Here is a 13,609-nt window from a genome sequence, read left to right as displayed (position 1 = left end):
CTCCCGGCGGAATATCGCGTGTGCTCTCGTCGGTTCGGCGCTCGAGTGCGTTCCACCGCGATGCATCGGGTGCATGCCACCGATACATGCACCTGTGCGGTTGAAGCCATGCGTGCCATCGGTATCGGCATTGGACCCCACGGCGCGGCGTGTGGGCGATTCGACGGACGGGACGAGCGCCTCTTCGAGGCGGTTGGTGCGTCGATACAGGCGCATCAGCGCCTGGCCATGCGTTACTGCGCCAGCGGCTCGAGCAGTTTCCAGCGCGACAGCAGAGCCGGCCCGCGCACCTCCGCCCCGAGCGCGCGCAGCCACCGGGCCACCCGGGTGTTCGAGTTGTTCCGCCAGGTGTACGGCTCCGGGTGCGGCGCGAACACGAGATCGTACACCGCCACGTACTGGTGCCGTTCAGGTTCGCGCGCATGCAGCGTATCGAGTTCATCGCGGAAGCGGTCGGCATCGGCACCGGAGACCACCAGCGGGTACACCGCCTGGACGCCCACCCGCATCTGCGCCAGCAACGCTGGTGCCTCCGGCGGTCCCCGCAACTCCCGGCGTGCCAGCGTCGCCGGTGTCCTGAGGAACAGTGCCGCCAGCGCCGATCCGAGTGTCATGTCCTGATCGGCATAGAACCGCCAGTCCCCGTACGCATAACGAACCATCGAGCCGGCCGGCGTGGCCACCACCAGGCTGGTATGCCGGCCGTGGTCCAGAAGGAACACCGCACGGGGATCGACCACGTCCTTTGGCGGCGTAACGGGTGTTGCAGCACAGCCTTGTATCAGAATGATGACCGATATAATTAAGGTGACTTCGAGAATTCGGCGTGGCCTGGACACCGCCGCTCTTCTGGCATCGGACCCGGCATTCGGCGCTCGCAGCCACAGGTTCATCGATCGTCCTCAGGTTGCGCGGGCTCCGGCCTGGGCCTCAGCCTTCCGCATGGCAGTAGCGATCGCCTGCAGCATCGGCTCCGGATCCCGGTAATCGATCGGGATGGGCCGATACCCGCGCGCGTCCTGAAACACCAGGGCCGGGAAGCTCTCGACGTCCATTTCCCGCGCCAGCGCGATCTCGGCTTCCAGTTCCTGCTGCACCGATTCCGATTGCAGCGCTTCGCGAAACTGCGCCACCTCCAGGCCGATCTCTCCGGCCAGTGCGATCAGTGTCGCCTCGTCCGACGGGTTGCGCGCCTGGGTGTAGTACGCGCGCTGAATCGCGGTGTTCATCGGAGCCTCCCACGTACCCCCCTGGCTCCGGGCCGCGATCACTGCTCGGCAGGCGGCGTAGGTGGCGCGCCGCGGAATGCACTCTGTCCAGAACGCGAAGTTGAGTTTCGTGTTCGGTACGTGCTGCTGGATTCGGCGCCACGAGGACTGCACCATCTCGCGGAGTTCCTCGGGCATCGGCTCGTTCGTGTCCGGTGCCAGCCCTCCGAGCAGGCGGCGGACCTCGATCTCCGGGGGCAGCCGTCGCAGGAGTTGCCCCAGCACCGGTGCCATCGCCCAGCACCAGCTGCACATCGGGTCGTGCACGTAATAGAGCACGGGCTTGTCAGAGAATGGTTTCATCGCGACTGCGTTCTCCTGTCCAGGTCACAGGTGTACCACGAATCGGCGGCCATTACCGGCCGCTGGTGGAAAGGCGGACCGTTGCCCGCGGGCCCGCGGCGGCATTCGGCGCCGGCAACCACGCCACCCGCGGCCGGCCGCGCCCTGCCCTGCAGCACCCATCGGGGCGCGCGGCCGGCAGCGTGACAATGCAGCCACGGAAGCCACACGGACCACTGTGTCCAGGGGTGATGGCGCGGATCGGCATGATCGTTATCGCGGCTCCGGCTCATCGGCCGGGCGCTGCTGCTCCGGACGCAGCCGGGGCATGAAGTATTCGTCGGCCTCGTCCAGGTCGACCGGGTTCCCCTCGCGGTCGACCAGCGGCTGCTCATAGTCCTTCCACCCCCGCAGCCCGGTCTTCAGGCTGAATACCTTCTCGTAGCCCAGCAGTTTCAGGTTCGCCCCGGCCAGCAGGCTGCGGTTGCCGGAACGGCAAACGAGCACGACATCGCGGTCGCGGGCCCGAACCAGTTCCGGCACGGTCTCCTCGTAATCCCACTCGCAAGCCGACTCGATGATCCCGCGCGGCACGTTGAGCGACCCCTCGATGTGCATCGCGTCAAACTCGTAGGGCTCGCGGACATCGACCACCAGCGTGTCGGGTTCGGCCGAAAGTTTCTCGTCGAGATCCCACGGCATCAACTCCGGCACATTTCGGCAGCAGTCGTTGACCAGATCCATGTACTTCTTCATCGCATGATTCCCGTGTTACGAAGGTCGTGAGTCGCAGCCGGCGCCGCTGGGCCGCTCGCGGGCGAGGGCTTGCAGTGCCCTACCACGACTGCCCGGGACTGCGTGTATGCTGTCCGATGCCGGTCTCTTTCGCGCTCGCCGAGGCTCGCGCGCGCAAGAACGTCCAGTGCACCATTGCGGTCAGGGACACAGGCGGTCCAGGTGCGGAAACAGGCCACGCGTGACCGGATCCAGCGCCATGCGCAGCCCCGAACCCACGGCATCGGTGTTGCCAAAGATCGGCGCCAGCAACGGCTCGCCGACCAGTCCCATCACCAGCAGGCTCTCGAGCAGCGGCTGGTCCCCGGAGGGCAGTGCGCTGCGCAACTCCCGGAACTGCCGGCAGCGTTCCGGGTCGGCGACACAGGCGTCCATCCGGGTGGCGTCGTCGATCAGATACTCCATGCTGCGGTGTCCGGCCGCACTGGGCCGGACCGGGGCGAAGTAATTCTCGATCGCCTCGAACAGGTGTACGACCACGCCCTGGTCTGAGCATTTCGACAACGCGAGCCGCACCGTATCGAGGTAGGCCTGGCCGGGAGCGTCGAGGCTGCGCAGCAACTGGGCCGCAAACTCGTTGCCCTGCCCGGCCGCGACCGCGAGCACCGGGGCGAGGTCACCGTGGCGCGGGTGTGGCACCCGGTCGTGCGGCAGCGTATCGGGGGTGGTCTTCAGGAACCCGACCCGGTAGGCGGTCTTGCGCTGTCCCTTCTTCCACAGGTCGAGGCGCACCGGCTCGTCGATCAGCCCCGGCTGGAGCACCAGGCGTACGGATTCCACCATCTGCGCCGGCTGTTCCTCGTAGGCGAGAAATTCCACCAGGAAATCGGCGAGCACGCGCCCCATGCTGCCGTTGACGACCGCCTCGCGCCGCAGCATCGCCCGGGCATGGTCCGACGACTGCAGCAGCCACCACGCGCGGCTGGCGAGTTCGTCGGTCAGCCCGCTCGCATGCACCACGGCCGCCAGCGCTTCCGGTTCACCCAGCTTGAGCAGGCCCTCCAGGCTCTCGGTACGCGCGTGCCCTACCCTGCGCGTCCAGCGTTTCAGGTAGGCTGGGTACCCGTGTGGCACACCCAGTACCGCGCTCGAGATCACCTCGCGTACCTGGCGCAGGTATTTGTCGTCCGGGCAGTTTGGGTTCAGCACGATGCGCGCCTCGCCGCGCCCGGTCAGCGCGTGCACCGTCATCTTGCCCTCGTCGATGCGCAGCGCACGCAGATCCTGCTTGAGCAGGACGTTCAGGCGCAGACTGTCTTCCGGCGTCAGCATGGCTCAGTTCAGCTGGACGCGCTGGCCCCAGGGCACCGAGGCCTTGCCCTTGACCAGCCAGATCACCGGGTAATGTGGCGGCGTCCGCGGAAACGAACCCTCGGCATCGGTGAAGTAGACCAGAAGATCCGGCGCCCGGTCGAGCCGGTCGGCCCACTCGAACACCGGCTTGAAGTCGGTGCCGCCGCCGCCCGTGAACGATGCCGGCACCTCGAGCGTCTCCCACGCCTCGAAGGTCCATGGCCCATCCGGGCAGAGGCGCTCGTCGCAAGCCTGCAGTACCACGCGGGCCCGGATCTGGCCCTTGATCGCGTCGATCTCGGAGACGAACTCGGCGATCTCCTCGCCGGTGATCGACCCGCTGGTGTCGACCGCGACGACCACCTCGAGCTGGTGGCTGCGCAGGCTGGGGAAGATCGCGGGCTCGCCCCGGCGCGACGAGGGCCGGGTATAACTGTAGTCATCACGCGCCTGCGCGGTCATGTAGTGCGCGAGCAGCATACGCCAGGGCAGCCTGGGCTCCAACACGTAGTCGACCAGCCGCGCGAGTTCGCCGCTGAGTTTTCCAGCCTGCATCGCCTGCTGCGCGGCCCCGGCGAGGCGCTGTTTCCACTGGACTTCGAGCGTCTCGCGCTCCTGCGCGCTCAGCGGCGGCGGCTCGTGGGCCCCCTCGCGATCCTCGTCGACGCCGTCCTGAGGCTGGGCCTGCTCGTCGGTCTCGGTCTGCGGTCGCTGCGTTTTGCCCTGATCCTCGTCCTGCTGCTGTTCCGGCGGCGGCTGCTCGCCCTTGCCGCTTTGCTGTTCCTCGGGCCTGTCGTGGAGGGTCTCCTCGTTGCTCGAGTCGTTCTCGTTGTCGACCAGGAACGGATAGATCTCCTCGGCAGTCATGCCCTCGTATTCATGGCTGTACAGCGCGCCCGGCGGCGCGGTCAGGCCATCGTGGATCAGGATCGGGTTGATCGCGAAGTCGCAGGCGAGATCCCACAGGTGCTTGACCCGGTGTCCCCGGCGCGCGAAGTGCAGCAGCGCACAATGCAGCGCCTCCTGGGCCAGCACGAACTGGGTCTCGGCCAGCGACAGGTGCTCGATATACTCGACGTTGTAGAAGAGCTTCCGGGCATCGGTGGTCGTGGTCTTGCACCAGTCCGGCCGCGCAGGCTGCAGCGGCAGACGCAGCACCAGCGCACCCAGAAATGGCTTGTCGATAATCAGCCGCGTACGCGCCGCTGCCAGCTTGGTCTCGACGTCCAGTTTCAGCACCACCGCGCGCCCTGTTCGTTCACGCCTCGTAGAGCATCAGGTCGGCGACCCGTTCCGACCACTCGGCGAACTGCGGCACCGAGAACAGATCGTCGCCCAGTGCCCGGTGCATGTCGGTCACCATCATGATGCCCATCTCGCGCTGCGGGAAAGTGCTGGCGTAGTTCAGGATGTTCCCCTGCACCTCGACCGACGACGCGGTTCCCCGGGCGCGGATCGCCCGGCCGACCAGCGCCGCCGCGACCGCGTACTGCAAGTCGATCGTGCGCGGCGCGTCCACGGACTCGCCGCGCACGATCGCGTCCAGGTCGGGCATCTGGTCGAGATGGGCGATGAATGCGTTGAGTTCGATTCCGGCCGCCTGCCCCACGCAGGCCTGCAGCGAGCCGCTGAGCAGTTCGGGATGCGCCTCGAACTTCTGCAGTGCCCGGTGCGCAAACTCCCAGGAGCGCGGTGACGGGAATGCCACCGGGTTGTGCGCCGGGTCGAACTCGAACAGCAGGTCCGGGCGGAAGCGGATGAAGGCGATGATCCGGTCGTCGATCCCGCGCGTGTAGGCCCAGGCCGCCCAGTCGTCGACGTTCAGCTCGACTTCAAAATGGGAGAACCGGTTCGCCAGCGGCGCCGGCATGGTATAGGTCACCCCGCGGTCGCCCTGGCGGTTGCCCGCGGCAAAGATTGCCCAGCCCGGCGGCACCTCATAGGCGCCGAGCCGGCGGTCCAGGATCAGCTGGTAGGCAGCGGCCGACACGCTCGGCGGCGCCGAGGTGATTTCGTCCAGGAACAGGACGCCGGACGGACCCTGCCGGTCGGCGTCCGGCAGCATCGACGGCACCGCCCATTCGACCAGGTCGCCGCTCTTGAACGGGATCCCGCGCAGGTCCGAGGGCTCCATCTGCGACAGGCGGATATCGATCAGCGGCACTTCGTTACGGGTCGCGACCTCCGCGATCATCTGTGACTTCCCCACTCCGGGCGGGCCCCAGAGCATCACCGGGGTATGGTGTCCCTCCACGGTGCTGGCAAATTCGCGGTCAAGCACTTGCAGCAAATGCGCGGGTCGCATCGCTCCTCCAGTCGGTCTCGTGGTCGTCGCCGGGATCCGCCCTGCTCCGGCGAACCCGGTGCTGCAGCGGACGCCCCGGCCGGTCCGGTGCGCGTTCCGCCCCTGCCCGCCCGCAGCCGGTACGGCTCAGCATCAGCGGGGCAGCTGGGATCGATGCCGGACAACCCGCCCCCTTCGGAAACCGTGAGCAGGCGCCAGCCAGCGACGCAGACTACGGGGTTCGCCAGGTGATTTCCACTGCACCTACATGCGGCGGTTTATTCGCGGCGGGCGGAACGCGCGCCCCAGGGGTGGCGCAAAGGCCACCCGCGTGGTGACCGTCAGCTGCGCACTGCCCGTTCGATGCCCTCGCGCATCACTTCGACCAGGAAGTCGATCTGCTCCGGGGTGATCACGTACGGCGGCATCAGGTAGCTGACGTTGCCCAGCGGCCTCAGCAGAGCGCCGCGGGTGAGGCCGTGGCGATAGATGTGCAGCCCGCGGCGTTCCTGCCAGGGAAAAGGCGTGCGCGCCGACTTGTCCTGCACCAGTTCGACCGCCGCGATCATGCCGGTCTGGCGCACCTCGGCGACGTGAGGATGTTCGCGCAGCGGCGCCAGTGCTTCGCCCATGTGTCGGGCCAGCTCCCGGTTGCGTTCCAGCACCGGCTCGCGGTCGAAGATGTCCAGCGTCGCCAGCGCTGCACGGCAGGCCAACGGGTTGCCCGTGTATGAGTGCGAGTGCAGGAACGCATTGAGCCGCTCGTAGTCGTCGTAGAAGGCGTCGTAGACCTCGTCGGTCGTCAGCACCACCGCGAGCGGCAGGTAGCCTCCGGTCAGCCCCTTGGACAGGCACAGGAAATCGGGGCTGATCGGCCCCTGTTCGCAGGCGAACATCGTTCCGGTGCGCCCGAAGCCGACCGCGATCTCGTCGGCGATCAGGTGCACGTCGTAGCGGTCACAGGCCGCGCGCAGCAGCCGCAGATACTCGGGGTCGTGCATGCGCATGCCGCCCGCGCACTGCACCAGCGGCTCGACGATCACCGCGCAGGTCTCGTCGGCGTGCTCGGCCAACGCCCGTTCCATATGCGCGAACTGGCGCCGCGCCACGTCTGCGCAGGTTTCGCCCGCCTCACGCTCGAAGCAGTCGGGTGCCGGTACGGTGATCACCGGCATCATCAGCGGCGCGTAGGTCGATCGGTACAGTTCCACCGCGCCCACGGCCAGCGCGCCCAGCGTCTCGCCGTGGTAGCTGTTGCTCAGGCAGATGAAGCGCTGCTTCTCCGGGTGTCCGCGGTTCTTCCAGTAATGGAAGCTCATTTTCAGCGCCACTTCGACCGCCGCGCTGCCATTGTCGGCGAAAAAGCAGCGCGTCAGGGGTTCCGGAGTCTTCTCGATCAGGCGCTCCGAGAGCTGGACCACCGGTTCGTGGGTGCAGCCGGCCAGGATCACGTGTTCCAGTTCGTCGAGCTGGTCGCGGATTGCCGCGTTGATGACCGGGTTCGCGTGTCCGAACAGGTTGACCCACCAGGAGCTGATCGCATCCAGGTAGCGCCTGCCGTCGAAGTCCTCCAGCCAGACCCCCTCGCCGCGACGAATCGCCAGCAGCGGGAGGCTGCCCTCCTCGCCGTAATCCTTCATCTGCGTGCAGGGGTGCCAGAGGGCCGCCAGGTCGCGGCGTTTCAGCGTGCGGGAATCCATGGGCACAGTGTAGCAACCCGGCGCGCCCCGGCGGCAGGTCGCGCCGGCAGGGACATCGCCGGGGCCTCGGCCACCGACGGTCCCGCGCGGGGAAGCATCGCGGCCCCGTTGCAGGGCCGCGACCGGCGACGATCAGTTCAGCCAGCGCTCCAGCATTTCCGGGTTCGCGTCGAGCCACTCGCGCGCGTTGTCATAGGGATCGCCGCCCTCCTCGTTCATCACCATCAGTTCCGCCATCTGGGTCGGAGTCCAGTGGAAGCGGTCGAGGATCGCGTAGGCCTCTGGCATGTCGTCCCTGAGACCGGCGCGCACGATCGTGTGAATCGCCTCCTCGCCGCCGTAGATGCCTTTCGGATCGTCGAGGTACTTCAGCTCCCAACGGCCTTCTTTCCAGTGCGGAGTCCAGCCGGTGACCACAACCCAGTCCTGGTTGCGGACCGCATCGCGCAGCACTCCGGTCATCGTGGCATCCGAGCCCTCCACCAGCGACAGGGCCAACCCATACTCCTCGATCGCCGTCTCGGTCGTGCTCATGATCCCGGCACCGGGATCGATCCCGATGATGCGGCCATCGAAGCGGTCGGCGTGCTCGTTGAGTTCCTCGATCGAATCGATCTCGACATACGCGGGCACGACCAGGCCGATGCGCGTGCCTTCAAGGTTCGGGCCGAGATCCTCGACCCGCTCGGCCACCTGCTCGAGGTAGTGGCCATGAGTGGTCGGCAGCCACGCGGCGACGAAGGCGTCCTGGTCCCCGGACGCGGTGGACTGCCACATCGCTGCAGCGCTGACCGAGGTCATGTTCACGTCGTAGCCGGCTTCCTCCAGCACGACCCGGATCACGTTGGTGCTTGCGACCTCGCTGGCCCACTCCACGTAGACCAGGTCGATGGTTTCCGCGCGATCGCGCGGTGCACAGGCGCCCAGGACCAGCGCCAGGGTCAGGCCGCCAATGGCCACCAGGCTCGTTCTTCGGTTCAATCGCATCGGTTGTCTCCTTGCGTGCGTCATGAGTGGGTCTTGCGTTTCTGCCCGATCCGCTGGGTCACCCGGTCCAGGATCATCGCGACGATCACGATCGCAATGCCCGCCTCGAATCCGGCGCCCGGCTGCAGGCGCTGGATCGCGCGCCAGACTTCGCCGCCGAGGCCGCCCGCGCCGATCATCGCCGCGATCACGACCATCGACAGGGCCAGCATGATGGTCTGGTTGATCCCCGCCATGATCGTGGGGACCGCGAGTGGCAACTGCACCTTGAATAGCTTCTGGCGCCGGGTCGCACCAAAGGCGTCGGCCGCCTCGACCAGTTCCCGCGGCACCTGCCGGATACCGAGCGTGGTCAGGCGGATCGCCGGGGGCATCGAGAAGATCACGGTGGCGAACATCGCCGACACCTGGCCAAGGCCGAAAAACGGGATGGCCGGAATCAGGTAGACGAACGCCGGCATGGTCTGCATAAAGTCCAGCACCGGCATGATCGCGCGGTGGAAGCGCTCCGACAGCCCGCCCAGGATCCCGATCGGCATCGCGATGGCCACGGCAACCGCGGTCGCGAACATCACCAGCGTCAATGTCTCCATCGTCGCGTGCCACAGCTGGAGGTTCCACAGGAACAGCAGCCCGGCTGCGGTGCCGATACCGACCCGGCGCCCGGCGACATACCAGGCCAGTGCCGCGAACACTGCGATCACGATCCAGGGCGATGGGAAGGTCAGCACGCCGACGACCAGTTCCACTCCGTTGCCCAGCACGGTACTGATCGCACGCGTGATGAACGCGAACTGATCGGTCAGCCAGTCCAGGCCCTGGTCGATGTAGCGGGCCAGCGGAAACTTGCCCACGAACGGAAATTCCTGGCTCATGCGGCCGGTGCCTCGTCGATGGTCCCGCCTGCTTCGGATCCCGCTTCCGCTGGCGGCCCACTGCCATTGCCGTTGCCCCGGCTGTCGGCCAGTGCCGCGAGCACGTTGCTCCGCACCACCGTTCCCAGCAGGCGGCCGTTGTCCGGATCGACCACCGACACCGGGATGCGCGTATCCACCAGCAGGTTGATCAGTTCCGTCAGCGGCTCGCCGGGCCCGACGCGGGGGCCGTCGGTGCGCAGGATGCCGGAGATGTCGCGGTCGCCCCGCTGGATCGCGCTGGCGGCGTCCTCCGCAAGCACGTATCCGGCCAGGGTCTTGTCGCGGTTCAGGACCAGCAGGCTCGAGTAGCTGGCCCGCTCCATGTTGTGCAGTACTGCGCGGGGCCCTTCGTGCAGGAAGGCGAGCACGCCGGCATCGCGCATCACCGTTGCGGCCGTCAGCACCTGGGACTTATCGACATCCTCGACGAAACGCTCGACGTAGCGGTTCGCCGGCGATTCGAGAATCTCCTCCGGGGTTCCGATCTGGACCACGTATCCGTCCTTCATCAGCACGATCCGGTCACCGAGCTTCAGCGCCTCGTCGAGATCGTGGGTGATGAACACGATGGTTTTGCGCACGCGGGCCTGCAATGCGATCAGCTCCTGTTGCATGTCCCGCCGGATCAGCGGGTCGAGCGCACTGAACGCCTCATCCATCAGCAGGATGTCCGGATCCACCGCCAGCGCGCGCGCAAGACCGACGCGCTGCTGCATCCCACCGGACAGCTGGTCGGGATAGGCATGCTCCCAACCGTCCAGACCGACTTGCTCCAGCGATGCCTGCGCCCGGGATTCGCGTTCTGCCGGTGTCGCCCCCTGCACGTCCAGGCCGAACGCCACGTTATCGATGATCGTCTTGTGCGGGAACAGCGCGAAATTCTGGAAGACCATGCCGAACTTGCTGCGGCGCAGTTCCAGCACCTCGGAATCGCTCAGCCGCGCGATATCGCGCCCATCGATCTCCACCGAACCCGCGGTCGGTTCGATCAGCCGGTTGATGCAGCGGATCAGCGTGGACTTGCCGCAGCCGCTCAGGCCCATCACCACCACAATCTCGCCCTCGTCGACATCGAACGAGACGTTCGCGATGCCGAGGGTCAGACCGGTGCGCGCGAGGATCTCCTTGCGGGCGAACCCCTGTTCCAGCAGCTCCAGCGCCGGGCCCGCGGGTTCCCCGAAGATCTTGGTCAGATCACGGATGCGGATCTTCGGCATGATGACCGTCTCCCTCCAGCCGGCAGTGCCGGCAAAACCCGTGTGCCACGGCCGGCGGGTTGCCCGCAGTCACGCTCCCGAATGACCGCACGGGCACCCGGTTCGATTCAGGCGGCCGGTTTCATCGATCCGAATTCGTCCTCGAAGAAGAACCGGGACTCGCCGAAGGCCGGTCGCAGCTGGTCCAGCCAGGTCGCGTGCGGATCGAAACGCGCGAAAAATGGCCGTTGCACCCAGTCCGGGTTGCGCCCCTGCACGAAGCGGAGCACGAAGACCTTCTCGCCGTGGATCTCGGTCACGCCCTGGACCTCGACCTTGCCCGGACCGGCACTCATCGACGGCCCCCGGGCGGTGCGTGCCAGCCCGGAAACGGACTGCATCGCGTCCCGGTAGATCTCCCAGGCCCGCGCCAGCGGCACCTCGAAGTAACGGCGTGCGCCGGTGTCCCGTTCCACGAACATGTAATACGGGTGGATCCCCAGCTTCACCTGTTCGCGCCAGAGGCGCGCCCAGACCGCCGAATCGTCGTTGATGTTCGCGAGCAGCGGCCCCTGTGCACGCAGGGTCGCCCCGGTCTCGCGCAGACGCCGGATCGCGGCGCGGGCGATCGGAGTATCCAGTTCCTGCCAGTGGTTGTAATGCGCCATGATCGCGACATTCTTGCCCGCATCCACCATCCGTTCCAGGATCCGGAGCAGGTCGTCGGCGTCATTGTCGGTCACGAACCGGTAGGGCCAGAAGGTCAGGGCCTTGGTGCCGATGCGAACCGACTGCACGTGATCGTATTCGGGCGCCAGCAGCGGTTCGAGGTACTGGGCGAGGTTTCGGGTCTTCATTACCATCGGGTCGCCGCCCGTGATCAACAGATCGGAGACGTTGCGGTGCGCCCGCAGGTATCCGAGCAGCTGCTCGACTTGGTTGGACGCGATGCGCAGTCCCTTGTCGCCGACGAACTGCGCCCAGCGGAAACAGAAGGTGCAGTAGCTGTGGCAGGTCTGGCCCTGGCTGGGGAAGAACAGCACGGTTTCCCGGTACTTGTGCTGCAGACCGTCGATCACGGACCCTTCGGGATCCCGCGGGCGGTTGAGCTCCAACTGTCCGGCCGGGTGCGGGTTCAGATCCTCTCGCAGCTGCCAGGCCAGTGCCGAGATCTGCGCGCGGTCGGCGCCCTGGCGGTGCAGTTCGGCCATGCGTTCGAACGCCTCGGGGGCCAGCATTTCGCGCTGGGGAAAGGTCAGCTGGAAGATCGGGTCTTCCGGAACCCGCGACCAGTCGATCAGTTCGTCGATCACGTACTCGTTCACCCGGAACGGGAGTACGCTCGCGACCACCCGCATGTCGAACTGTATCTCCTCGGGCAGATGCCGGATCGCATCGATACGGTCGAGGGTGCGCTCGTTGAACACCTTGAAACCGCGCGTCTCGATGGTCCCGAGGTCGGGGTCGCGAAAGAACTTGAGAACTGAGTTCATTCAGTTCCTCCTTCAGAAAGACGTGATGAAGGCGGGACACCTACGCCATGAGCAGCGTCCGGGCCGGAGCGCATACCTGGCCCCGAGCGGGCGGGCACGGCGTTTGGTCGCAAAACTGTTTTGCGAGAACAGACGAAGCACACTAGCAAGCCGAGGCACCCAGGGCAACCCCGGCTCGCCAGCCCGACGGGCTTGACGGGCGCCGGAAATCTGACAGGCTTGGCCCGGACACACGCGGAGACGCCGATGCACCCCGAATTCCCCCATCAGGACATCATCCATCTGAACCACGCGGCCGTGGGCCCCTGGCCCCGGCGCACGGCCGACGCGGTCAGCGCGTTCGCGCACGAGAATCTCGTCCAGGGTTCGCAGAAGTACGCCTCCTGGATGAAAGTCCAGCAGCAAGCCCGGGAGCTGGGCCGGCGCCTGATCGGTGCCACGGCGGCCGACGACATCGCGTTCGTGAAGAACACCTCGGAGGCCCTGTCGATGGTCGCTTTCGGGCTGGACTGGCCGCGGCACGCGAATGTCGTGATCCCGAAGGGCGAGTTCCCGTCTAACCGGATCGTCTGGCTGATGGCCGCGGAGCGGTTCGGGCTCGAGGTGCGCGAGGTTGCACTGGACAGCCACCCAAGCCCCGAAGTGGCGTTGCTGGCGGCGTGTGACCGCAATACCGCGCTGCTTTCCTGCAGCGCGGTGCAGTTCGCCAGCGGTTTGCGCCTGGACATCGAGCGCCTGGGCACGGATCTGCGGCGCCGCGACATCCTGTTCTGCGTCGACGCGATCCAGCACCTGGGTGCGTTGCCCTTCGATGCCCACGCCGTGCATGCAGATTTCGTGATGGCCGACGCCCACAAGTGGCTGCTGGCACCGGAGGGGATCGCGCTATTCTACGTGCGGCCGGAGATCCGGGACCATCTGCGGTTGCAGGAATTCGGGTGGCACATGTTGGCGGATTCGGGCGACTTCATCACCTACGAGCTGACACCCGCAGCGGGTGCGAGACGCTTTGAACCCGGCAGTCCGAATCTGCTTGGGATCCACGCCGTGCACGCCAGCTTGTCGCTGCTGCTGGACACCGGGCTCGAGCGCATTGCGCAGCAGATCGACGCGCATTGGCAGCACCTGTACGAGGGACTCACGGTCCTCGGTTGCCGGGTGCTGACCCCGGTCGACCGGCATGCGGGCATCCTGACGTTCTTCCCCGCACACGGAAGCGCGGAGCTCCTGTTCCAGCATCTGCAGGAAATGGGTGTGCTCTGCGCGCAACGGGGCGGCGGAATCCGTTTCTCGCCGCATTTCTACCTGTCCCCCACGGCGCTCGACGAGGCCTTGGCACGGGTGGCCGACCACTGCTGAGCCGCGGCCGCGTGGCCGTGTGAGCGGTAGGGATA

12 protein-coding genes are annotated in these 13,609 nt (G+C 66.8%); 1 reads left to right on the top strand and 11 read right to left on the bottom strand.

Annotated elements, in window-relative coordinates; translation table 11 throughout:
* Positions 1-233: 233 nt before the first annotated feature.
* From TVNIR_RS07535 to TVNIR_RS07485, 11 genes are all read right to left on the bottom strand, one after another.
* Positions 234-893 carry a hypothetical protein gene (locus TVNIR_RS07535; RefSeq protein ID WP_157092218.1) on the bottom strand — a complete coding sequence of 220 codons (660 nt, stop codon included), beginning with the start codon at positions 891-893 and terminating at the stop codon, positions 234-236.
* Between the two features lie 9 nt (positions 894-902).
* A complete protein-coding gene (locus TVNIR_RS07530) occupies positions 903-1,571 on the bottom strand; it encodes a DsbA family protein (protein ID WP_015258397.1) in 669 nt (222 codons plus the stop codon).
* A gap of 252 nt (positions 1,572-1,823) precedes the next feature.
* The gene (locus TVNIR_RS07525; protein WP_015258396.1) at positions 1,824-2,306 is read right to left on the bottom strand and encodes a rhodanese-like domain-containing protein; all 483 of its coding nucleotides are present in this window, start codon (positions 2,304-2,306) and stop codon (positions 1,824-1,826) included.
* A gap of 180 nt (positions 2,307-2,486) precedes the next feature.
* Complete coding sequence (locus TVNIR_RS07520) at positions 2,487-3,617, bottom strand: hypothetical protein (protein WP_015258395.1); 1,131 nt, start codon at positions 3,615-3,617, stop codon at positions 2,487-2,489.
* Positions 3,618-3,620: 3 nt separating this feature from the next.
* Positions 3,621-4,880 carry a vWA domain-containing protein gene (locus TVNIR_RS07515; RefSeq protein ID WP_015258394.1) on the bottom strand — a complete coding sequence of 420 codons (1,260 nt, stop codon included), beginning with the start codon at positions 4,878-4,880 and terminating at the stop codon, positions 3,621-3,623.
* A 16-nt stretch (positions 4,881-4,896) separates the two neighbouring features.
* Positions 4,897-5,943 (bottom strand): AAA family ATPase, encoded by a 1,047-nt coding sequence (locus tag TVNIR_RS07510; RefSeq protein WP_043739500.1) that lies wholly within the window; start codon positions 5,941-5,943, stop codon positions 4,897-4,899.
* A gap of 320 nt (positions 5,944-6,263) precedes the next feature.
* Positions 6,264-7,622: an adenosylmethionine--8-amino-7-oxononanoate transaminase gene (locus tag TVNIR_RS07505; RefSeq protein ID WP_015258391.1), complete on the bottom strand. Its 1,359-nt coding sequence runs from the start codon at positions 7,620-7,622 to the stop codon at positions 6,264-6,266.
* A 132-nt stretch (positions 7,623-7,754) separates the two neighbouring features.
* On the bottom strand, positions 7,755-8,609 hold the full coding sequence (locus tag TVNIR_RS07500) for a glycine betaine ABC transporter substrate-binding protein (RefSeq protein WP_015258390.1): 855 nt from the start codon (positions 8,607-8,609) through the stop codon (positions 7,755-7,757).
* Between the two features lie 20 nt (positions 8,610-8,629).
* On the bottom strand, positions 8,630-9,484 hold the full coding sequence (locus TVNIR_RS07495) for an ABC transporter permease (RefSeq protein WP_015258389.1): 855 nt from the start codon (positions 9,482-9,484) through the stop codon (positions 8,630-8,632).
* The gene (locus tag TVNIR_RS07490; protein WP_015258388.1) at positions 9,481-10,743 is read right to left on the bottom strand and encodes a quaternary amine ABC transporter ATP-binding protein; all 1,263 of its coding nucleotides are present in this window, start codon (positions 10,741-10,743) and stop codon (positions 9,481-9,483) included. The genes TVNIR_RS07495 and TVNIR_RS07490 overlap by 4 nt, the downstream gene beginning before the upstream one ends.
* Positions 10,744-10,850: 107 nt before the next feature.
* The gene (locus TVNIR_RS07485) at positions 10,851-12,215 is read right to left on the bottom strand and encodes a KamA family radical SAM protein (protein ID WP_015258387.1); all 1,365 of its coding nucleotides are present in this window, start codon (positions 12,213-12,215) and stop codon (positions 10,851-10,853) included.
* Positions 12,216-12,461: 246 nt separating this feature from the next.
* Between TVNIR_RS07485 and TVNIR_RS07480 the strand changes: the two genes are divergently transcribed.
* A complete protein-coding gene (locus TVNIR_RS07480) occupies positions 12,462-13,574 on the top strand; it encodes an aminotransferase class V-fold PLP-dependent enzyme (RefSeq protein WP_015258386.1) in 1,113 nt (370 codons plus the stop codon).
* Positions 13,575-13,609 lie beyond the last annotated feature (35 nt).

It is taken from the genome of Thioalkalivibrio nitratireducens DSM 14787, from assembly GCF_000321415.2.
In the GTDB taxonomy this organism is placed as follows: Bacteria; Pseudomonadota; Gammaproteobacteria; order Ectothiorhodospirales; family Ectothiorhodospiraceae; genus Thioalkalivibrio; species Thioalkalivibrio nitratireducens.
This window is presented reverse-complemented; position numbering and strand designations above follow the sequence as displayed.